Here is a 21358-nt window from a genome sequence, read left to right on the forward strand (position 1 = left end):
CGTGAGCGAAACAGCCTTGCCTAAAGATGACGTCCGGCCCGTGCTTGATGCACCGGCTGATGCACCGGTTGAAACTGCGCCACCTGCTGTTGAGCAGCGCCGAGGCAATGGGTTGGCAATCGTCGCGCTGCTGTTGGGCGCTGCCGGTGTTGCCGTGGGCGGTTGGGGAGTCTGGCAGGTGCGTCACCTGCAAGCCAATAACCAGCAGCAGTTGAGTCAGGTGCAGGCGTTGAACGATCAGGCACAGAGCCTGAAGCTCAACGAGCAACGCCTGACGGCTCGCCTGGAGCAAATGCCGGCCGCCGAGGAACTCGACGCGCGCAGTCGTCTGGTCACTCAACTCCAAGGCGATCAGCAACGCCTGAATCAACGCCTGGAAACCGTCCTCGGCGCGAGCCGCAAGGACTGGCGTCTGGCCGAAGCCGAGCACTTGCTGCGTCTGGCCAGCCTGCGTCTGTCGGCGTTGCAGGACATCAGCAGCGCCCAGGCCCTGGTGCAGGGCGCCGATGAAATTCTCCGTGAACAGAACGACCCGGGGGCTTTTGCCGCTCGTGAGCAAGTGGCGAAAACCCTGGTAGCCCTGCGCAGTACCGAACAGCCGGATCGCACCGGGTTGTTCCTGCGACTGGGTGCCTTGCGCGACCAGGTGATCAACCTCACCGAGCTGGCGCCTGAGTACAAGGACCGTGGCGAATCCCTGCTGGGCCTGACCGCTGATGGCGACGGTGCCAGTCGCTGGGCGCAATGGTGGGATCAGATCTCGCGTTATATCCGCATCGATTTCAACGCCGACAAGAATGTCCGTCCATTGCTGGCAGGGCAGAGCCTGGGCCAGGTGCGTCTGGCCCTCAGCCTGGCGCTGGAGCAGGCGCAGTGGGCCGCGCTCAATGGCCAGGCCGCGGTTTACACCCAGGCGCTGGCCGAAGCGCGGGACGTGCTCAAGGGCAACTTCAACCCGGACAACCCTCAAAGCAAAATCATGCTCGAGCAAGTGGCCGAGTTGAGCAAGCAGCCAGTCACGGTGGTCACGCCAGATCTGACGGGCACGTTGAGTGCGGTTCAGGCTTACCTTGAGCGGCGCAACGTCAATGCCGAGGACTCAGTGAAACCTCTGGCCAAACCTGCCGCGAGCACGATGCAGGAGGCCACGCCATGAAGCGCCTCTATGTGATCGTGTTCGTGGTCATCGCCGCGGCCGCCGCGCTGGGGCTGGCGATTGCCGAGCATTCCGGTTACGTGCTGATCGCCTACAAGACTTTCCGTTACGAATCGAGCCTATGGGCAACCCTGGCCCTGGTAGTCGTGCTGTGGCTGGTGTTCTGGGGCATCAAGGCGTTGGTCGAGCTGGTGACGACTTCCGGTGGAGTGGTCAATCCATGGTCGCGGCGCAATCGCAGTCGACGAGTGCAAGTGGCGATCGAGCACGGTCAGCTGGATTTGGCCGAGGGTCGCTGGGCCAGTGCGCAGCGCCATCTGTATCGCGCGGCGGAAGCCGAGCGCCAGCCGTTGCTCTATTACCTCGGTGCCGCCCGTGCCGCGAACGAACAAGGTCACTACGAGGAAAGCGACAACCTGCTGGAGCGCGCTCTGGAGCGGCAGCCCCAGGCCGAGCTGGCGATTGCCTTGAACCATGCCCAATTGCAGACTGATCGCGGCGACACTGAAGGCGCGCTGGTGACCCTGCAAGCCATGCACGAGCGTCATCCTCATAACGTCCAGACCTTGCGCCAGTTGCAGCGCCTGCTTCAGCAGCGGGGCGACTGGTCGGCAGTGATTCGCTTGTTGCCGGAGTTACGCAAGGACAAGGTGTTGCCACCGGCCGAACTGGCTGAGCTGGAGCGCCGGGCCTGGGGTGAAAATCTTTCGTTGGCGGCGCACCGGGAAGAGGACGGAACGGTCGGTTTGCGATCGCTCAATCGCGCCTGGCAGCAACTCACCGCTGCTCAGCGCCAGGAACCGCAACTGGTGCTGGCCTATGCCGAGCAATTGCGGCAACTGGGCGCGCAGGTCGAGGCCGAAGAAGTCCTGCGTGCAGCCCTCAAACGCAAATACGACAGCCATTTGGCACGCCTGTATGGGTTGGTTCGTGGCAGTGATCCGGCCAGGCAGCTGCACACCGCCGAGAGTTGGCTCAAGGATCATCCCGCCGACCCGAGCCTGTTGCTGACGTTGGGCCGTTTGTGTCTGCAAAGCAGTCTGTGGGGCAAGGCCCGGGATTATCTGGAGAGCAGCCTGCGTGTGCAGCGCAACCCTGAAGCCTGCGCCGAACTGGCGCGGTTGCTGGCGCAACTGGGTGACACCGAACGCAGTAATCAGCTGTTCCAGGAGGGCTTGGGACTATTGGATGAGCGCTTGCTGGCGGCACCGCTGCCGGTGCCGGCTCACGCCTGATTCCTGCGCCGGACCTATGTAGGAGCTGCCGAAGGCTGCGATCTTTTGATCTTGTCATAAGAGCGCAGTCGCTCTGAATCCCCCACTGTTTCAGCGTTGTAATCCTTCGCCGGCAAAGTCCTACAGAGGACTACATCAAATCCTCTCGACGCTGTCGGGATTTCCCTACACTTCTGGTGAAGTGTCCGTGGTGGTCTGCCTTGAAAGGCTGCCGCGCTTTCCTCTACCGTAACCGCCTGTCTCTACTGTTACGGAAAAGCCATGTCTTTGGCCTGCTCACGCTCCTTGTTTTTCATGGTTTTCATTGCAGGTGCCCTGGCCTTGGGCGTTTCCTATCACCTGGAATATGTGGTCGGCCTCAAGCCTTGCGGGTTGTGCCTGTTGCAGCGGGTTTGCCTGGCACTGCTCACGGGTGTCTGCCTGGCGGCTTCAGTGCAGGGGCCTGGCCGCTTTGGATGCTTCCTGTATTGGTTGCTGGGTCTGCTTTGCAGTCTGGCGGGTACCATCACGGCGTGGCGGCAGGTGGTGTTGCAGAGCGATCCAGTGCATCAGTTATCGGCATGCTCATCTGATCTTGCCGATCTGTTCGCCAGTACACCCTGGCTGTGTGTCGTGCAGCGCATGTTCAAAGGAACCGCCGATTGCGCGGAAATTTCCTGGACGCTGTTCGACTTGAGCATCCCGGAGTGGAGTCTGCTGTTCTTCGTTGCGATGATGATTCTGGGCGGGCATCAGTTGCTGCGCCTTGTCTGGATCGCGTGTCAGCGACCGCTCAGCGGCGAGTCGTCGCACCGGGTGCTGGCGGGCGATTAAACACTTGTATGAACTTTATCTCCTGCGTACCTTGAAGCCATAGGCGCGCGGGCATAATCTGGCCCGCACGTGTCATTGGATTTATGTTGCTCGAATGACGCTCTGCCTGGTCGAATCTTGGTCTTCAAGTGTGCGACAGGTGTAGAGCAGCATGACCCACAAGGGAAGAGAGAATCACCATGCTCGAAAGTTGTCAGAATGCTCAGGAACGTTGGGGTGGAGTGCATCTGCTGATCGATCGCTGGTTGCAGGAGCGTCACGAACTGGTTCGGGCCTATGATGCTCTCGGCGCCAAGCCCGAAGCTTTGGGCGAGAACCGAAAACCGTTGCAGGAATTCTGCGGTGTGCTGGTCGACTACGTGTCTGCCGGGCATTTCGAGATCTACGAACAGCTGACCGGCGAAGCCAAGGCGTTCGGTGATACTCGCGGTCTGGAGTTGGCCGAGACGATCTACCCGCGCATCGACGTCATTACCGAGAAGCTGCTGGCGTTTAACGATCTGTGTGATGCCGGTAAATGTGTCGCGGAGAAATTCAAAGAGCTGGGTGGCTTGTTACACGAACGCTTCGAACTGGAAGACTGCCTGATCGAAGTGCTGCACACCGCTCACAAGGAAGAGGATTCGGTTCAGGCCTGAACCTTATCCAGCAACACCCTCAAAACGGTGCGCTATGCGCGCCGTTTTTCGTTTCCGGGTTTCAGCTTGTAGCACCACGCAATTCGACTTCGAATACCAGTGGTGTGAACGGCGCGATCAGGTCGCCGGCACCGTCGGCACCATAGGCTTGGGCCGATGGAATCACCAGGCGCCATTTCGCGCCGACCGGCATGTTTTGCAGCGCACTGCGCCATCCGCTGATTACGCTATCAAGACTGAACCACTGCGGCTGGCTGTTCTGGTCGAACACCGAGCCGTCAGGCAGGCGTCCGATATACAGCACCTGGACCTTGCCATTCGGACCGGCCTTGGCACCGGTGCCCGGCACCAACTCTGTCAGCAATATTCCATCGGCCAGTTCGCGAACGCCGGGTTTGGCTTTTTCTTCAACGAGAAACCGTCGCTCGTTTTCTAAAGCCAGTTCGCTTTGCGGCACAGGCGATTGCATGGCAACCCGAGCCTCATGCTCGGTCAGAATCTGTTCGATCCGCTCATCTTTCAGTGCCAGCGGCTTGCCTTGATAGGCTTGCTGCAAACCTTCGAGCAGCGACTGAAGTTGCAGATCCGGAACTTCCTGGCGCAAGCGTTCGCCAAGGCTTGCGCCCAAGCTGTAAGCGAGATCGTGAGCGTCATTTGCGGCGGTTTTTTCGGCGGCCTGGGCCACGGAAAAAAACACGCACAGCGATAAGAAAAGGTAGCGCGACATGGGCACTCTCCGACCTGAGATGCGCAGGATTATGCCAGTGCGAATGCGCTCGAAGGTGAACTGGTTTTACCTAAGCGCAGAACTTTTTTGATTCGTTGCAACGGAGTGCTTTCGATACTGTCAACATGCCCTAGCGGCGGTAGCAGCAGAGGTCTAGTATGAGCCGCATTCACGTCAGCCAGGAGGTAAACCATGTCGGCCACCAAGAAGCCTGTAAATACTCCGTTGCACTTACTCCAACAACTCTCGGGCAGCTTGCTCGAGCATTTGGAAAACGCTTGTTCCCAAGCTCTGGCTGATGCTGAGAAACTGCTCGCCAAGTTGGAAAAGCAGCGCGGAAAAGCGCAGGAAAAACTGCACAAATCCCGGACCAAATTGCAGGACGCTGCGGCGGCCGGCAAAGCCAAGGCACAAGCCAAGGCCAAAGAGGCGGTGAAAGAACTTGAGAACTTGCTCGATGCCCTCAAGGATCGCCAGTCCGAAACGCGCAGCTACATCCTGCAACTCAAACGCGACGCTCAAGAAAGCCTGAAACTGGCCCAGGGTGTCGGTCGTGTCCAAGAGGCTGTCGGCAAGGCGTTGTCCCTGCGTTCGGCCAAACCAGCTGCGGCACCTGCGAAGAAAGCCGCTGCCAAACCAGCTGCTGCAAAAGCACCGGCCAAGCCTGCTGCCAAAGCTGCGGTGAAAGCCGCAACCAAGCCAGCCGCAAAACCGGCTGCGAAAAAACCAGTTGCTGCCAGCGCTGCGAAACCAGCGGCTAAAACGACGGCTGCCAAACCTGCCGCCAAGCCCGCTGCTGCCAAAACAGCTGCCGCTAAACCGGCTGCAAAAACCACGGCTGCCAAACCCGCAGCGGCAAAAACTGCAGCGGCAAAACCAGCGGCTAAAACTGCTGCCAAGCCAGCTGCTAAAACTGCCGCCGCGAAACCGGCTGCCAAGCCAGCCGCCAAACCTGTCGCGGCTAAAACCGCCGCAGCCAAGCCTGCTGCAAAACCAGCTGCTAAACCCGCTGCAAAAGCTGCGGCCAAACCCGCCGCGAAACCGGCTGCCAAAACTGCTGCTGCGAAACCTGCTGCCGCTGCCAAACCAGCCGCTGCAAAACCGGCTGCAAAACCAGCAGCCAAATCCGCAGCCAAGCCAGCAGCAAAACCGGCCGTGAAAAAGCCAGTCGCCACTGCCAAGCCGGTTGCTGCGCCAGCGATCAAGCCAGCAACTCCGACCCCGGCCTCCTCGGCTTCGCCCGCGCCTGTAGCAACCACCTCGACCACCACGTCTGCGCCAACGCCAGCCGCGTCGTCGAGCACCAGCACCAACCCAACCAGCGCTTCTTAAGTGCCGGTTACCGCGACGCGCAGCTGATGCAGCGCGTCGCGGTCCAGGTTGGCGGCGCCTGCCGCCATACCTTCCAGCCAGGCCGAGAGATCGGTCGCCTCATCCTGCGGCCAGCTCTTTGCCGATCGCTCCAGTCGCAACAACAGCTGTCGCTCGGCTTGCAGTTCCAGGGTTTTGACTTGTTCGCGCAACGTATTCAGTTCGACGTCTTCGGCCGCGCCGGCCTTCCATTGCCTACGCAACGCCCGTAGCGGTTGCACGATATCCACGTCCCAGGGCTCGGCTACGTCGCGAAGCTGCTTTATTCGTTGCTCGTTGCAGGCGGCACCCCGCTGTCCCAGCCACAGACCACAGAGCAGCAGACACACGTTCACCCCTCTCGACTGCAATCGCAGGCAGGCATCTTCAACGCCGGGACGGGCGTAAGTGCCAAGGGAAAAGCTCCACAGGTCAGAGGACATAGTGCTACTCGCGCCAGTTGCGAGCGAAGCTGGTAGACTCCGCCGCCATTATGATTCGACTTCAGAACCTGACTTTACAGCGTGGCCCGCAACGTCTGCTAGAAGACGCCGAGCTGACCCTGCACGCCGGCCACAAAGCCGGCCTCATCGGTGCCAACGGCGCCGGCAAATCGAGCCTGTTCGCCTTGATTCGTGGCGAACTGCACCCGGACTCGGGTGACTGCTTCTTGCCGGCCGACTGGCGCATCGCCCACATGCGTCAGGAAATCGAGACGCTCGAACGCATCGCGGTCGACTACGTGCTCGATGGTGACCTGCGCCTGCGCGAGGTGCAACGCGACCTCGCCGCAGCCGAAGCGGCCCATGACGGTGCCGCTCAGGCCCGCCTGCACTCGGAACTCGACAGCGCCGACGGCTACACCGCCGACGCTCGGGCTCGAAAGCTGCTGGCCGGCCTTGGGTTTACCAATGAGCAGATGGATCGGCAAGTAGGAGATTTCTCCGGTGGCTGGCGGATGCGTCTGAACCTGGCGCAGGCTTTGATGTGCCCTTCGGACCTGTTGCTGCTCGACGAACCGACCAACCACTTGGACCTCGACGCCATCATCTGGCTCGAAGAGTGGCTTAAAAGCTACCCCGGCACCTTGATGCTGATTTCCCACGACCGGGACTTCCTCGATGCCGTGGTCGATCACGTAGCCCACGTCGATCAACGCAAGATCACCCTGTATCGCGGTGGTTATAGCGCCTTCGAACGCGCCCGTGCCGAACGTCTGGCCCAACAACAACAGGCCTACGAGAAGCAGCAGGCGCAACGTGCGCACATGGAAAGCTACATCGCCCGCTTCAAGGCCCAGGCCACCAAGGCCCGTCAGGCCCAGAGCCGGATCAAGGCGCTGGAGCGGATGGAAGAACTGTCTGCCGCCCACGTCGATTCTCCGTTTGATTTCGTCTTCCGCGAATCGACGAAAATTTCCAGCCCGCTGATCGACCTGTCGGATGCTCGACTGGGTTACGGCGACAAAGCCATTCTGGAGAAGGTCAAGCTGCAACTGACCCCAGGCGCGCGGATCGGCTTGCTCGGCCCGAACGGCGCGGGTAAATCGACCCTGATCAAAAACCTCGCCGGTGAGCTTGAGCCGTTGGCCGGTCGCCTGACGCGCGGTGAAAACACCGTCGTCGGCTACTTCGCCCAGCATCAGCTTGACTCCCTCGACTCCAGGGCCAGCCCGTTGCTGCACTTGCAGCGCCTGGCGCCGACCGAGCGTGAGCAGACTCTGCGCGACTTCCTCGGCGGTTTCGATTTCCGCGGCGCGCGTATCGATGAGCCGGTACTGAATTTCTCCGGCGGTGAGAAGGCGCGTCTGGCCTTGGCATTGATCGCTTGGGATCGACCGAACTTGTTGCTGCTCGACGAACCGACCAACCACCTGGACTTGGAAATGCGTCTGGCGCTGACCATGGCCCTGCAGGAATTCAGTGGCGCGGTACTGGTGGTCTCACACGATCGCCATCTGCTCAAAAGCACCACTGACAATTTCTATCTGGTGGCAGACGGCAAGGTCGAGGAGTTCGACGGCGACCTGGAAGACTACGCCCGTTGGCTGGTCGAATACCGTCAACGCAATGCCCCGGTCAGCAATACCCCGGTCAATCCGGACAAGACCGACAAGAAGGCCCAGCGCCAAGCCGCTGCTGCATTGCGTCAGCAGTTGGCTCCGCACAAGCGCGAGGCTGACAAGCTTGAAGCCGAACTGGGCAAGCTGCACGAGAAGCTGGCGAAGATCGATACCAGCCTCGGCGACAGCGACATTTACGAGCCGATGCGCAAGAACGATTTGCGTGATCTGCTGGCTGAACAAGCCAGGCTGAAGGTGCGTGAAGCCGAACTGGAAGAAGCCTGGATGGAAGCGCTGGAACTGCTGGAAAGCATGCAGGCGGAGCTGGAGGCGCTGTCCTGATGGAAGCCTTCAAGCTGCCTTTACCGGCTGGGTGGGGCGAGCCGCTCTGGCTGGTCACGCAAATCCTGCTAATCCTGCTGGCCGGTTATATCGCCCAGCGAGTCGTCGCTAAATGCCTGACTCGATTGGGTGAGCGCTACCCGTTTCCACCGCAGTTTTTCATGCCGCTGCGCGGCGGTTTGCGCTGGCTGATCATGGGCAGCGCGCTGATCTTCGTGCTGGAACGCCTCGGCGTGTCGGCCACGGTGCTCTGGACGGCGTTGTCCGGTTTCGTTGCAGTAGCCGCCGTGGCGTTTTTCGCCATGTGGAGCGTGCTCTCCAATCTGCTGTGCGCGATCCTGATCTTTACCGTCGGCCCATTCCGTATTGGCGATGTGGTCGAGTTGGTGGATACCACCGACAAGCCTGGTGTCAAAGGCCGGGTAGTGGCGATCAATCTGCTCTACACCACGCTGATCGAAGCCGAAGAACTCGGCACCGGCAGCGCCATGGTGCAAGTGCCCAATAGCCTGTTCTTCCAGCGCTCGGTTCGACGCTGGCGTGGCACTGATGTGTTCCCTTCGAACGGGTTCGAAAAGTAAGCCTTTTGTTGCCTGATACACCGCCATCGCGGGCAAGCCCGCTCCCACATTTTTTGGGTTGGATTACAGGTTTGTGATCAGCCCGAAACCCTGTGGGAGCGAGCTTGCTCGCGATGGCGGTCCGTCAGACGATGGGCCCTTCAAGCCGTAAACGCTGGTCGACAGTCGCCATGTCCTGCAAAAAACGGTAGTCATTGGCCCAAAGGCGCATTAGCTTAGACGTCTGTCAGGAGTCTGAGTCGAGGTGTGCGATGGTGCTTCAAACATGGCTGGCTTTTTTTGCCGCCTGCTGGGTGATCAGTCTTTCTCCCGGTGCCGGCGCCATTGCGTCGATGTCCAGCGGTTTGCGCTACGGTTTCTGGCGCGGTTACTGGAACGCCATAGGCTTGCAACTGGGTCTGGCGTTGCAGATTGCGATTGTCGCTGCCGGTGTCGGTGCGATCCTCGCGGCCTCCGCTACGGCTTTCTATGCGATTAAATGGTTTGGCGTGGCCTACCTGGTCTACCTCGCGGTCAAGCAATGGCGCGCGCTGCCCAATGATATGAACGACGACGCGGCCATCCGGCAGATCGGCAAGCCGATAGCGCTGATGTTCCGCGGTTTTCTGGTGAACGTCAGCAACCCCAAGGCCTTGGTGTTCATGCTCGCAGTGCTGCCGCAATTCATCGACCCCCACGCGCCGCTGGTGGCCCAGTACCTGATCCTCGGCGTGACCATGATTTGTGTCGACCTGATCGTCATGGCTGGCTACACCGGGCTGGCGGCGAAGGTGCTGCGTTTGCTGCGCACACCCAAGCAGCAAAAGCGCATGAACCGCACCTTTGCCGGGCTGTTCATTGGCGCGGCGGCGTTCATGGCGACCCTGCGCAAAGCCGCGGTGTAAAACCTTCAGGCACAAAAAAGGCGACCATCACAGGTCGCCTTTTTCATTTGTGGCGGGGAGCTTTTGTGGCGAGGGGGCTTGCCCCCGTTGGGTCGCGAAGCGGCCCCAAAACCAGTGACCTCAATTTCCCGGATACACAGCGTACACGGGATTTACGACTGCTTCGCAGCCGAACGGGGGCAAGCCCCCTCGCCACAGGCAAGTCCCCTGGCCACAGGTGCCTACTGAAATATCAGTGCAGAATCACCGGTGCCGTATCCCGCGGCAGATTATTGCGCAGCGGCGCTTGCCCCGGCTGCTCGTAGCCACCGCCACCAAGCTGTTGGCTCAATTGCGCAGCCACATCCTCACCCAACGCCTTGGACACGTCACGCACCACCCGTGGGCGGTTCAGGGAAACCCGGATGTCCCGGCCATTCACCAGTTTGGTGTCCTGACCTTCGCCCATCGCCGTGAAGGCCGAGGTGATCTCATAGGTCTTGGTGTTGATCAGACTGAAATCCGCCACCAGCGTCAGCCCCAGTACCGCCGAATAGCTGTCAGTGTTGGCCAGCTCGTTCATGTCGCGGGTGAAGTCGATGTCTGACACGGTACCGAACAGCACGTAGTCGGCACCCTTGAAGCTACCGGCCTTGATCCGCTTGATCACGTCATACACGTCACCTTTGGACGAGGCTGTATAAGGCGTGCCCTGAACCAGCTGAAACATGCCAGTGCGCAGAATCTCGCCCTTGATGTCGCCAGTGAATTTACGCAGTTCACCTTGCTCGATGTAGCTGCTGGTTGCTTCGTACTCTTCGTAACTGGACGAACCACTGGCGCCGTAATAGCTCTGGCTGTGGTTGCTCTGGGCAGAAATAGTGTGGACGTATTGCTCCACCCGTTCCTGATACGCCAGGTCCGCTACCGCGACTTTCGGGGCCGCTTGCACGCTGAACGCGCAAGCCAGGGCCATCATGCCAATCCATGTGCGCATCGATTAACGCTCCGTGGTTTTACGAATCTCTTTTTCGTCCATCCACTCGGCCAGACCGCTTTCAACGTCGATCAACTGCAGGCTGAATTTGTAGAAGACGTCCTTGTAATCACTGCTGCGTTTGACGATCGAGCTGATCGAACCTTCGATGCGATATTGAGCAGCGATCATGTTGCCAGTCTTGGCCACAGTGCTTTTCTTGTACAGGCCGCTCTGGTTTTGCAGCTTGAGCTGGTCAACCTGGCTTTGCATGGCAGTGTTGTCGCTGGCGAAGCGGGCGACGCCGGTCTTCATCAGCTGGGTCTTGATGCTGGTGGTGATTTCGCGGGTATCGATGTACTCGCTGGTCTTGTTCTTCACGTCGTAGACCTGAACCACCGGACGGCCTTGCAGGATGCCGGATTGAGCCAGGGAGCGGGTCATGGATTCAGCGATCATCTGCAGGTCGGTGGAGCCGAACTCGTTGGTCACGGTTTCCACGGCTTTGGTGTCACCGTAGCTGATGTTTTTGCTGCCCAGCGTTGGCGAAGTGTTGGCGCAACCGCTGGCCAGAAGGGCGATGACGGCGATGAACGAAAAGCGTGCAAACATGGGAATGCTCTCTAGAACTGAACGAATAGGGTGTCGGGCTTAAGGCGTTTTGATTTCGAGACGGAAATCCACGGCTTTGGCGGTTGGCGCAATGGCCTGAATGAAACTGGTCTGCTCGCCGTACATCAGCTGGCTTTTCCAGGTTTCTTCTTCGGCAACCGGGAAGCCTTCAGGGCCGAGCCAGGCAAAACGGTAGTAGAAGGTCTTGTTGTTGTAGCTGGTGTTGCTCAGCTGCGCATTGACCGTCATGAAGCCGTTTTCCCGGGCCACGCGCATGGCGCCGACTACGATGTTCTTGAGCTTGCCCATGGCCACGACCTTGCTGGCAGCGCTGCCTGGCTCCGGCGGTGGCGGGGTGGCGCAACCGGCCAGCAAGGCCAGGGCGACGACAGCGATGAATTTGAAGCGCATGCAAAGACTCCGTTCTTAAGGTTGTTTGAGGCTGGCCACGGTGGTCGGGTTGGCGCTCGGGCTCACGTGCGCAGCCTGGCCGCTGGCGAATACTTGATTGCCCACGGCGCGCAGGGTGATGACCTGAAAGCGCTGATCGACGGTGACCTTGACCACCGAGCCGCCCACGGCGCTCGGCAGCGTGACGCTGTGCTCGCCTTTCTTCAAGCGCAGACGCACCACCTGAGTGTTGTCCGGCAGCGTACGCCACGTACGGGTATCGGCACCTTCGAGTACGGCTGAAGTGATACCGACCGCCAGACCCGCCAGCGGGTTGGTTTCGTTGATCTGTTTCTGTGCCACACCACGAGTGATCGCCCGCACGGTGGTGCGAAGGATGATGCCTGGCATGTCATCACGCAGCGCGCGCCGGGACATGGCAGTGGTGCTGTTGAGTTGGGTCAGGTCCAGCTGCTGACCGTCGACGCCGATCTGGGCGAAGGCGGCAGTGGAGGTATCCGGTTTGATGATCGGGAACGACAGCGGTGTGATCACCACGTTGTTGCTGATCGGCAATGGCAGCGGAATACGGATCGAGTCGCGGGACGGCGCCAGACCGCTTTGCACAACGATCAGGATGTCGCTGTCATCGTTCTTGGCGGGTTTGTCGAGATTCACCAACGCCTGTTCCAGCAGCGGCGTGTTCGGACGCAGTTCGGCGGCCTTGCGATAACCCGGTGCCGCCAGATTTTTCTCGCCCAGGGCTTCGTAGACGAAACCGGCCAGATAATGGCTGAGCGCACTCTGGTAGCTGTTTTTCAGGCTGACCACTTCTGGCGCGTCGAGGCTGGCTACCGGATAACCCTGAAGATCCTTGTACTGGGTTTTCACGCCTTCTTTCTCGGCTTGCTCTTCGCTCTTGAGGTATTCCTTGTCACGCAGGTCGGCAATCACCGCTTCACGTTCGTGAGTCTTCTTGATCGCGGTGCGTGCGCCGTCGAAGTCGTTCACCGCCAGCAGGTTGAGGGCCATCTGCGTGGTCAGCATGACTTTTTCGTAGTCGTAGCCTTCGTAGCGACGAACCTTGTCGTTGACCAGGAAGCTGCCGAACTGAGCCAGGTATTTGTCGGTGTCGAGCTTGACCGCGTCTTCCCACTTGCCCACCACCTGATCGGCGCTGGTCCAGGCATTCTGGCTGCCGGACAAGTCGCCTTTGGCGCGCAGCAATTCACCTTTCTCGAAGTAATAGAGCAGGTCTTTGTCTTTGCTGGTGTTGTTCTTTTCCAGCAGGGTCAATGCGCCGTCGACGTTGCCGGAAGCCAATTGCTGGTTGGTTTGCGCAAGTTCCGAATCGTAGTTACGAAAGGCCGAGCAGCCGGAAAGCAACGTGACAGCGCTGAGCGCGATCAAGGTGGGGGCACGGAATGCCATAAGGGGTACGTCTTCCCTGAATATAAGCAGCCGCGTGCGGGTCGGGCTGTTGGGACCTATCGGCAGGGAGACTGGCGTCCTGCCAATTCCTCATAAAAAGAGGAGCTTAAATGCCATATCGCAATAACGACGGCGCGGCATTATAAACAGGGATGCTGGCTATGTAATGGCTTTTTAATTACATCTTTTCACAACGTGCCACTACTTATTTCAGACCGGATACCGCACTGCTTTCAGGCGCAGTGGCAGGTTCGAAAGCCACTCCGTTGCTGTAAACCCGCTCGCCCAGCGCTCGCAGGCCTATGACCTGATGGTTCTGCTCGATGCGGACTTTCAGGGGCGTGGCGCCCGGCGCGTTGGGCAGGTTGATCAGGTGCTCACCTTTTTTCAGGCGCAAGCGCGCCACCAGGGTGATGTTGGGCAAGGTGCGCCAGGTTCGGGTGTCCGCGTGCTCGAAGCCATCATGCTTCGTCACGTAGGAGGCTTTGCTCGGGTCGCGTCGGTTGTCTGTGCCCTGGACAGAAGCGGCCAGGTAGGCGCGATACGCGGTACGTTGAATGATGCCTGGCATATCGTCGCGCAAGGTGCGCAGCGACATGTCGGTGATGCTGTTGACGGGTATCAGTTGCTGTTTGCGACCGTCGATAGTCATTTGCGTGAACGCTGGGGTCGACGTGTCGGGAACCATCACCGGAAACGATACGTTGGCGACGATCACCTGGTTGTCTTCAAGGCGCACCGGGTACGGGACACGAACCGAACTGCGCGCCGGCGCCAGGCCGCTTTGCACGATGATCAGCACATCACTTTCATTTGCCTTGGCTGCAGGTTTGTCGAGTTCGCGCAATGCCTGCTCGAAGAAGGGCAGGTCGGGTCGCAACTCGATGGCCTGGCGATATCCCGGGGCGGCAAGATTACGCTCGCCCAGCGCTTCATAGGTAAACCCGGCCAGGTAGTGACTGAACGCACTCTGATAGCCGTTTTTCAGCGCGATCACGGCGGGCGCATCGAGGGTCATCACGGGATAGCCCTGGAGATCCTTGTAGCGCACGCGAACGCCCTGGGCCTTGGCTTCTTCTTCAAGTCGCTCGTATTCCTTTTCCCGCTGACGGGCAATCAGTGCTTCACGTTCGTGGGTTTTCTTGATGTCGGCGCGAGCACCGTCGAAGTCATTCACGGCCAACTGGTTCAGGGCCATTTGCGTGGTCAGCATGACTTTTTCGTAGTCGTAGCCATCGTAGCGCCGCAGTTTGTCGTTGATGATGCTGCCCCAATGATCGCCCATCGCGGACAAGAGCTGTGTGCCGGCAGACTCGACGGTGTCCTGGCGCTGGATCACCATTTGCTCTGCACTGCGCCAGGCAACCTGGCTTTGCGGCAGCGCACCACCGGCACTCAGGACTGCACCTTTTTCGAAGTAGTAGAGCAAATCCCGTTCTTCTGACGGATTGTGCAGCTCCAGCAGTTGGAGAGCGCCCTGCGGATTTCCCGCTTTCAACTGGGCGGTCGTTTGCTCCAGTTCCAGGTCGTAGTCGCGGTAGGCGGCGCAACCGGTCAGGGCAAGGCTTAACAGCAGTGAGAAAAACAGGAGTGAACGCATGGACGTTGATTCTTCCCTGAACGAAACCGACGGAGGGTGGCAATTGGCCGCTGAATTTATACGCAGCTACGCAGGAAATACCAACAAAGCTTGAGTGAAACTCATTGGAAGTGAACAATGTGTTACTTCGTATTTCCATTTGAGATTTGTTCATGATTGCCTCCTCCCGTTTTCTGGCGTGGCTCGTGCTGCCGATGATCGCGTTCTGCAGCTTCAATGCGCTGGCCGAAACCGCAGAAGGTGCGCCCAAGGCCCTGCATTTGCTCGATTACATTGGCGCCGATTACCCGGCGACGGTCGAGGCGGGCAAAGTCATCGATGAATCCGAATACCGTGAACAGCAGGAATTCCTGAAGGTGCTGCAAGGTTTGATCGCCGATTTGCCGGCCAAACCTGAACGCGCAGAGCTGGAGCAGGGCGTCAGCAGCCTTGGTGCTGGAATCGCTGCTCGCAAAGATGGCGCGGATGTCGCTCGTCAGGCACGGCAATTGGGCGCAAAACTGGCGGTGACCTATGAGGTCAGCCAGGCTCCGGTTATCACTCCAGACCCGACTCGCGGCGCGCCGCTGTATGCCCAGCAATGCTCGGTGTGCCATGGCGATGCGGGCGCCGGTGACGGCCCGGCAGGCGTCGGCATGACGCCACCGCCGGCCAATCTGCGCGATGCCGCGCGATTGGATCGCCTGAGCCTTTACGCGATTTACAACACGCTGGGCATGGGCGTTGAAGGCACCGACATGCCGGCCTTCGCCGATCAGCTTGATGATCGTCAACGTTGGGACCTGGCGACCTACATCGCCAGCTTCAGCGCCGATCCGGCCGCGGCAAAGTCCGGGAAAACCTACAACATCGCCGACCTGGCACGTCAGACGCCAGCCGAAGTGCAGGCCGCCGAAGGTCCGCAAGCCGCCCCGACCTTCCGCGAGCAGCGAGCGCAACCGCCGCAGGTCAAGCGTGGTCCGGGACAGTTGCTGGATTACACGGCGGCCACCTTGGACAAGAGCATCGCAGCCTACCGCGCCGGTGATCACGATCAGGCTTATGACCTGTCGGTGGCGGCGTACCTGGAAGGCTTCGAGCTGGTCGAAAGCTCTCTGGACAACGTCGACGCCAACGTGCGCAAAGACACCGAGAAGTCCCTGATGGCTTACCGTCAGTCGTTGCAGGACGGCTTGCCGTTAGCCCAGGCCGAGCAGCGTCTGGAGGCGGCCAAGGCCAAGTTGAAAGAGTCCGCTGGCCTGCTTGGCAGTGATGGCTTGAGCTGGTCGCTTAGCTATATTTCCGGTCTGTTGATTCTGTTGCGAGAAGGCCTGGAAGCGATTCTGGTGCTCGCGGCGATCCTCGCGTTCCTGCGCAATACCGGTCAGCAATCGGCGGTGCGCAGCGTCAACATCGGTTGGGGCCTGGCGCTGCTGGCCGGGCTGGCGACCTGGGCGGTGGCGGCGTATGTGATCGACGTTAGCGGTGCCCAGCGTGAATTGCTGGAAGGCGCGACGGCGTTGTTTGCCAGTGTCATGGTGCTTTGGCTCGGCGTGTGGATGCACGACCGTCGCCACGCAGCGGCCTGGCAGGACTACATCAAGAGCAGCCTGGTGAGTGGCGGCGGGCGTTTCGGGTTTGCGATCCTGGCGTTCTTCTCGGTGTATCGCGAGCTATTCGAAGTGATCCTGTTTTACGAAACCCTGTGGTTGCAGGCCGGGCCGGCAGGGCACAACGCCGTAATGGCGGGCGGGGCGACGGCGCTGGTATTGCTGATCGGTTTGGCCTGGGTGATTTTGCGCGGCTCGGCGAAACTGCCGCTGGCGTTGTTCTTCGGCATCAATGCCGGATTGCTGTGCGCGTTGTCGGTGGTGTTTGCCGGCCATGGTGTGGAGGCGTTGCAGGAAGCTGGTGTCTTCGGCACGCGGCCGGTACCGTTCTTTGACTTCGACTGGCTGGGGATCCACGCTGATGCGTATTCGCTGAGTGCCCAAGCCGTGGCGATCATTGCGATCATCGTGCTGTACAGCCGCAGTCGGATGGCGGAGAAGCGGCGGGTGTCGGCTTCTTAAAAGCATTCGCTGCGCTCACAATCGCGGGCAAGCCCGCTCCCACAGGTTCAGCGCTAACCTTGTGGGAGCGGGCTTGCCCGCGATGCTTTTCAACAGAGGAAATAACTATGCGCGTGTGGATCGATGCCGACGCCTGCCCGCGGGCAGCCAAGGATCTGGTGGTGAAATTCGCCCTCAAGCGCCAATTCGAAGTAGTGCTGGTGGCCGGCCAGCCGCAGATCAAACCGGGCCTCGCCCTGGTGAAGCTGATCGTGGTGCCCAGCGGCCCGGATGCCGCCGACGATTACCTGGTGGAATACGCCGTGCCAGGTGAGCTGGTGATTTGCAGCGATGTGCCGCTGGCGGATCGGTTGGTGAAGAAAGGCGTTGCGGCGCTGGACCCACGAGGCAAGGAGTTCGATGCGCAGAACATGGGCGATCGGCTGGCGGTGCGTAACCTGTTCACTGATCTGCGTGAGCAGGGGCAGATGAGCGGCGGACCGGCACCGTTTGGCGAGCGCGAGAAGCAGGCGTTCGCCAATGCGCTGGACCGGATACTTACGCGGTTGTCGCGCAAAGCCTGAAAAGATCGCAGCCTGCGGCAGCTCCTACACGGACCGTGACCGACGCAAATTACGGGTCAGTGCAAAATCCTGTAGGAGCTGGCGAAGCCTGCGATCTTTTGATCTTGCCTCTTTACTCGTCGTTTTCGTGGGTCAGTTCCAGTACGCGGTCGACCAGTTTGTTGATGCCGGAAGCGGCCTCGCTGATCGATTGCGCCAGCATGTACGCCGGAGTGCTCACCAATTTGCGCGCCTTGTCTTCGACGATGTCGGTCACTGCGCACTCGGCATGGGTGGCGCCCATCTTGTTCATCGCGGCGGCGGTATCGGCATCGTTGCCGATGGTGCAGGTCACACCCGGGCCGTAGATTTTTGCGGCCAGGGCCGGCGAGATGCAGATCAGCCCCACCGGTTTGCCGGCTTCGGCGAACGCTTCGGTCAACGCCAGGACGTCAGGCTGAACGCTGCATCCGGCACCTTCGACGGCAAAGCTCGACAGGTTTTTAGCCGACCCGAATCCGCCAGGAACGATCAGCGCATCGAAGTCTTCGACGCTGGCTTCACGGATGTCCTTGATATTGCCCCGGGCGATCCGCGCCGATTCCACCAGCACGTTGCGCGCCTCGGGCATTTCTTCGCCGGTCAGGTGGTTGATCACATGCAATTGCGCGATATCGGGTGCGAAACACTGCACCTGGGCACCGCGCTGGTCCAGCCGCAGCAGGGTGATCACGCTTTCGTGGATCTCGGCTCCGTCGTACACGCCGCAACCGGAAAGGATCACTGCAATTTTTTTGCTCATGGGCTTTTCTCCAGATTCATGGCGTTAAATGTCCACTAATTTGTCACTCGTTGCCATAGGGTTAATTCACGGCTACACCTAATCTCTGCTGAACAATTCTGATCAGGGCGCGTCATGGACTTCATTCTGTATGCGGTGCCATTTTTCTTTGTGCTGATTGCGGTCGAGTTGCTGGCCGACCGTTGGCGCGGGGTGAGCAATTACCGCGTGGCAGACGCGATCAACAGCGTCAGTACTGGCGTGCTGTCGACCACCACGGGCTTGTTGACCAAAGGGGTCGGCCTGGTGACTTATGCCTTTGCCCTGAAGCATCTGGCCGTGATTGAGCTGTCGGCCGACAGCGTCTGGGTCTGGGTGTTTGCCTTTGTCTTCTACGACTTCTGCTACTACTGGCTGCACCGCATGGGCCACGAGCGCAACATCCTCTGGGCCGCCCACTCGGTGCATCACCAGAGCGAGGATTACAACCTCTCCACGGCCTTGCGCCAGACCAGCACCGGTTTTCTGCTCAGCTGGATTTTCTACCTGCCCATGGCCATGCTCGGCGTGCCGCTGCTGGTGTTTGTCAGCGTCGCGGCGCTGAATCTGCTGTATCAATTCTGGGTGCATACCCGGCACATTCCCAAGCTCGGCTGGTTCGAATGGTTCTTCGTCACGCCGTCCAATCATCGGGCTCACCATGCACAGAACGCTCTTTACATGGATCGCAACTACGGCGGGGTGTTCATTATTTGGGACCGTCTGTTCGGCTCGTTCCAGGAAGAGGACGACAACGAACCGGTGATTTTCGGCGTGACCACACCGCTGGCGAGCTGGAATCCGTTGTGGGCGAACGTGCAGTTCTATGTGCAGCTGTGGGATGACGCCCGGCGCGCCGAAAGCAGGTGGGACAAACTGCGAATCTGGTTCATGCGCACCGGTTGGCGGCCGGCGGATGTGGCGGCCAAATACCCGATGAACAAACCGGACCTGAGCCAGTTCCGCAAATTCGAGGTGCCGCTGGATGGGCGCCAACAGTGGTATGTGGCGCTGCAATTTTGCGTCTACATCGCCTTGGGCAGTTACTTGATGAATCTGGAGCAGAGCCTGCCGACGTCGGCCCTGGTGTTGGGCTGGGGGGCTGTGGGATGGGGGCTGTTTGTGTTGGGCGCGGCCCTGGAAAATCGCCCGCAGGCATTGAAGCTGGAGCTGTTGCGGCTGGCGTCGAACCTGCCGCTGGTGTGGCTGGCGCCGATGGTCGGGCTATGGCCGGGCAGCGCGGTGGGCTGGGTGGGGCTGCTCAGTTACAGCCTGCTCAGCGCAATCGGTCTCTACTGTTGTAGAAACCGCTTCACTCGATGGGCGTCGTAGGTTCGCTGGACTTGGCCTGTTCGGCTTTCAACGCTTGCTCGTCGGCATAGATCTTCTTAGCCAGACGGGCATTCTTGAAGCGCCGCCGCAGCCACAGGCCAAAGCCCAGTACCAGCAGGGCGCCCAGCACCCACAGCTCGTACTTCTTGATACTGCCAAGCATGCCTTCGAGTACCGCGCCGAAGTGATAAGAGGCTGCGGCCAGCGCGGTGGCCCAGATCGCTGCGCCAATGCCGTTGAGTAGCAGGTAACGTCCCGGCGGATAGCCCGACAGACCGATCGCCACCGGCATTACGGTGCGCAACCCATAGACAAAACGGAAGCTCAGCACCCAGATGTCCGGGTGCTTGCGAATATGTTCCAGCGCCCGATCACCCATCAGTTGCCAGCGCGGTTTGCGGGCCAGCAATTTGCGCCCGTGCTTGCGCCCCAAGAAGTACCACAGCTGATCGCCGGCATAGCTGCCGAAGAACGCCACGACCACCACCAGGTTGATGTCCATGTATCCGCGGAACGCAAGGAAGCCCGCGAGCACGAGAATGGTTTCGCCTTCGAAAAACGTGCCGAGAAAAAGGGCAAAATAGCCGAAGTCATGCAGAAATTGTTGGAGCATTGTCTGGGTGCTGGCGAAATGAACGCGCAGCCTAACCCTTCGTGCACATTCATGAAAGTGTCCAAATGTGTCTCGACGTGAACATTTCCTACAAGGACAATGGAATGCGGCTACGTGTCACAGGGTGCACACAACTGTCATGTGTTCGTCATAATGGCCGCTTATAACTGTCACGCTCGCCCGTCTGCGCGGGCTCAGGAGTCTGCCGTGAGCTTTACCCCCGCCAACCGTTTGTTTCCTGCAACCCGCCTGCGTCGCAACCGTCGTGATGATTTCTCGCGCCGACTGGTCCGTGAAAACGTGTTGACCGTCGACGACCTGATCTTGCCGGTGTTCGTGCTGGACGGTGAAAACCGTCGCGAAGCGGTGGCCTCGATGCCGGGCGTCGAACGCCTGACCATCGATTTGTTGCTTGAAGAAGCGGCCAAGTGGGTCGAGCTTGGGATTCCTGCGTTGGCACTGTTCCCGGTGACACCACCAGAGCTTAAATCCCTGGACGCCGCTGAAGCCTGGAACCCCGACGGCATCGCTCAGCGCGCTACCCGAGCTCTGCGTGATCGATTCCCGGAGTTGGGTGTGATCACCGACGTCGCCCTGGACCCGTTCACCACCCACGGTCAGGACGGCATTCTCGACGAAGAAGGCTACGTGCAGAACGACATTACCGTCGACGCACTGGTTAAACAGGCCCTGTCCCACGCCGAAGCCGGCGCTCAGGTGGTGGCCCCGTCGGACATGATGGACGGGCGCATCCAGGCGATCCGCGAAGGGCTGGAGCTGGCCGATCACGTCAACGTGCGGATCATGGCTTACTCGGCCAAATACGCCAGCGCCTATTACGGCCCGTTCCGCGATGCGGTGGGGTCGGCGCTGAACCTGGGCAAGGCCAACAAGGCCTCCTATCAGATGGACCCGGCCAACAGCAACGAAGCCCTGCACGAAGTGGCGGCGGACTTGTCAGAAGGCGCGGACATGGTCATGGTCAAGCCAGGCATGCCGTATCTGGATATCCTTTACCGGGTCAAAGAAGAATTCAAAGTGCCGACCTTTGTTTATCAGGTCAGCGGCGAATACGCCATGCACATGGCAGCGATCCAGAATGGCTGGTTGAGCGAAGGGGTTATCCTCGAATCCCTGACCGCTTTTAAACGTGCAGGCGCTGATGGCATCCTGACTTACTTTGCCGTCCGCGCTGCTCAATTGTTACGAGAGCAAAAATAGCCC

21 protein-coding genes are annotated in these 21358 nt (G+C 59.8%); 12 read left to right on the top strand and 9 right to left on the bottom strand.

Going from position 1 to position 21358, the window contains the following annotated elements; genetic code table 11:
* Nucleotide 1: 1 nt before the first annotated feature.
* From F6R97_RS15790 to F6R97_RS15805, 4 genes are all read left to right on the top strand, one after another.
* The gene (locus tag F6R97_RS15790; protein WP_038980793.1) at nt 2–1156 is read left to right on the top strand and encodes a uroporphyrinogen-III C-methyltransferase; all 1155 of its coding nucleotides are present in this window, start codon (nt 2–4) and stop codon (nt 1154–1156) included.
* A complete protein-coding gene (locus tag F6R97_RS15795; protein WP_315866789.1) occupies nt 1153–2391 on the top strand; it encodes a heme biosynthesis HemY N-terminal domain-containing protein in 1239 nt (412 codons plus the stop codon). Before F6R97_RS15790 ends, F6R97_RS15795 begins: the two co-directional genes overlap by 4 nt.
* Nucleotides 2392–2652: 261 nt before the next feature.
* Nucleotides 2653–3204, top strand: coding sequence for a disulfide bond formation protein B (locus F6R97_RS15800; RefSeq protein WP_038980796.1), 552 nt, complete (start codon nt 2653–2655; stop codon nt 3202–3204).
* A gap of 179 nt (nt 3205–3383) precedes the next feature.
* Entirely contained in the window at nt 3384–3842 is a 459-nt protein-coding gene (locus F6R97_RS15805; RefSeq protein WP_007899333.1) for an Rsd/AlgQ family anti-sigma factor, read from the top strand.
* A 61-nt stretch (nt 3843–3903) separates the two neighbouring features.
* On the opposite strand, the gene F6R97_RS15810 is transcribed toward F6R97_RS15805, so the two are convergent.
* Nucleotides 3904–4569: an FKBP-type peptidyl-prolyl cis-trans isomerase gene (locus F6R97_RS15810; protein WP_038980798.1), complete on the bottom strand. Its 666-nt coding sequence runs from the start codon at nt 4567–4569 to the stop codon at nt 3904–3906.
* A 192-nt stretch (nt 4570–4761) separates the two neighbouring features.
* Between F6R97_RS15810 and F6R97_RS15815 the strand changes: the two genes are divergently transcribed.
* The gene (locus F6R97_RS15815) at nt 4762–5901 is read left to right on the top strand and encodes an AlgP family protein (protein ID WP_315866790.1); all 1140 of its coding nucleotides are present in this window, start codon (nt 4762–4764) and stop codon (nt 5899–5901) included.
* On the opposite strand, the gene F6R97_RS15820 is transcribed toward F6R97_RS15815, so the two are convergent.
* Nucleotides 5898–6362 (bottom strand): TIGR02444 family protein, encoded by a 465-nt coding sequence (locus F6R97_RS15820; protein WP_315866791.1) that lies wholly within the window; start codon nt 6360–6362, stop codon nt 5898–5900. The two genes, F6R97_RS15815 and F6R97_RS15820, sit on opposite strands and share 4 nt — an antisense overlap.
* A 50-nt stretch (nt 6363–6412) precedes the next feature.
* On the opposite strand from F6R97_RS15820, the gene F6R97_RS15825 reads away from it, so the two are divergent.
* From F6R97_RS15825 to F6R97_RS15835, 3 genes are all read left to right on the top strand, one after another.
* The gene (locus tag F6R97_RS15825) at nt 6413–8323 is read left to right on the top strand and encodes an ATP-binding cassette domain-containing protein (RefSeq protein ID WP_038980802.1); all 1911 of its coding nucleotides are present in this window, start codon (nt 6413–6415) and stop codon (nt 8321–8323) included.
* Nucleotides 8323–8904 (top strand): mechanosensitive ion channel family protein, encoded by a 582-nt coding sequence (locus tag F6R97_RS15830; protein WP_315866792.1) that lies wholly within the window; start codon nt 8323–8325, stop codon nt 8902–8904. The genes F6R97_RS15825 and F6R97_RS15830 overlap by 1 nt, the downstream gene beginning before the upstream one ends.
* Nucleotides 8905–9155: 251 nt before the next feature.
* Entirely contained in the window at nt 9156–9788 is a 633-nt protein-coding gene (locus F6R97_RS15835) for a LysE family transporter (RefSeq protein WP_048396288.1), read from the top strand.
* Nucleotides 9789–10020: 232 nt separating this feature from the next.
* On the opposite strand, the gene F6R97_RS15840 is transcribed toward F6R97_RS15835, so the two are convergent.
* The 5 genes from F6R97_RS15840 to F6R97_RS15860 form a co-directional block, all read right to left on the bottom strand.
* Nucleotides 10021–10764 carry a hypothetical protein gene (locus tag F6R97_RS15840; protein WP_038980805.1) on the bottom strand — a complete coding sequence of 248 codons (744 nt, stop codon included), beginning with the start codon at nt 10762–10764 and terminating at the stop codon, nt 10021–10023.
* A gap of 3 nt (nt 10765–10767) precedes the next feature.
* Nucleotides 10768–11355, bottom strand: coding sequence for a penicillin-binding protein activator LpoB (gene lpoB, locus F6R97_RS15845; RefSeq protein ID WP_007899345.1), 588 nt, complete (start codon nt 11353–11355; stop codon nt 10768–10770).
* A 39-nt stretch (nt 11356–11394) separates the two neighbouring features.
* Nucleotides 11395–11766, bottom strand: coding sequence for a YcfL family protein (locus F6R97_RS15850; protein WP_038980807.1), 372 nt, complete (start codon nt 11764–11766; stop codon nt 11395–11397).
* 15 nt (nt 11767–11781) lie between these two features.
* Nucleotides 11782–13176, bottom strand: a complete 1395-nt coding sequence (locus tag F6R97_RS15855; protein ID WP_315866793.1) for a hypothetical protein — start codon at nt 13174–13176, stop codon at nt 11782–11784.
* Nucleotides 13177–13381: 205 nt separating this feature from the next.
* Nucleotides 13382–14776, bottom strand: a complete 1395-nt coding sequence (locus F6R97_RS15860; RefSeq protein ID WP_315866794.1) for a hypothetical protein — start codon at nt 14774–14776, stop codon at nt 13382–13384.
* 152 nt (nt 14777–14928) lie between these two features.
* Here F6R97_RS15860 and F6R97_RS15865 point away from each other — a divergent pair, with 152 nt between their 5' ends.
* Nucleotides 14929–16827 carry an FTR1 family protein gene (locus F6R97_RS15865; protein ID WP_315866795.1) on the top strand — a complete coding sequence of 633 codons (1899 nt, stop codon included), beginning with the start codon at nt 14929–14931 and terminating at the stop codon, nt 16825–16827.
* A 107-nt stretch (nt 16828–16934) separates the two neighbouring features.
* On the top strand, nt 16935–17390 hold the full coding sequence (locus F6R97_RS15870) for a YaiI/YqxD family protein (RefSeq protein ID WP_033060654.1): 456 nt from the start codon (nt 16935–16937) through the stop codon (nt 17388–17390).
* A 112-nt stretch (nt 17391–17502) separates the two neighbouring features.
* Here F6R97_RS15870 and elbB read toward each other — a convergent pair whose 3' ends face one another.
* A complete protein-coding gene (gene elbB / locus F6R97_RS15875) occupies nt 17503–18171 on the bottom strand; it encodes an isoprenoid biosynthesis glyoxalase ElbB (RefSeq protein WP_038980817.1) in 669 nt (222 codons plus the stop codon).
* Between the two features lie 114 nt (nt 18172–18285).
* On the opposite strand from elbB, the gene F6R97_RS15880 reads away from it, so the two are divergent.
* Nucleotides 18286–19521: a sterol desaturase family protein gene (locus F6R97_RS15880; protein WP_315866796.1), complete on the top strand. Its 1236-nt coding sequence runs from the start codon at nt 18286–18288 to the stop codon at nt 19519–19521.
* Here the strand turns inward: F6R97_RS15880 and F6R97_RS15885 are convergent.
* Nucleotides 19502–20134 carry a DedA family protein gene (locus F6R97_RS15885; protein ID WP_007899360.1) on the bottom strand — a complete coding sequence of 211 codons (633 nt, stop codon included), beginning with the start codon at nt 20132–20134 and terminating at the stop codon, nt 19502–19504. The genes F6R97_RS15880 and F6R97_RS15885 overlap by 20 nt on opposite strands.
* Before the next feature lie 207 nt (nt 20135–20341).
* On the opposite strand from F6R97_RS15885, the gene hemB reads away from it, so the two are divergent.
* Nucleotides 20342–21355, top strand: coding sequence for a porphobilinogen synthase (gene hemB, locus F6R97_RS15890; RefSeq protein ID WP_038980820.1), 1014 nt, complete (start codon nt 20342–20344; stop codon nt 21353–21355).
* The last annotated feature ends 3 nt before the right edge of the window (nt 21356–21358 follow it).

It is taken from the genome of Pseudomonas sp. JV414 (genome assembly GCF_032424305.1).
In the GTDB taxonomy this organism is placed as follows: Bacteria; Pseudomonadota; Gammaproteobacteria; order Pseudomonadales; family Pseudomonadaceae; genus Aquipseudomonas; species Aquipseudomonas lini.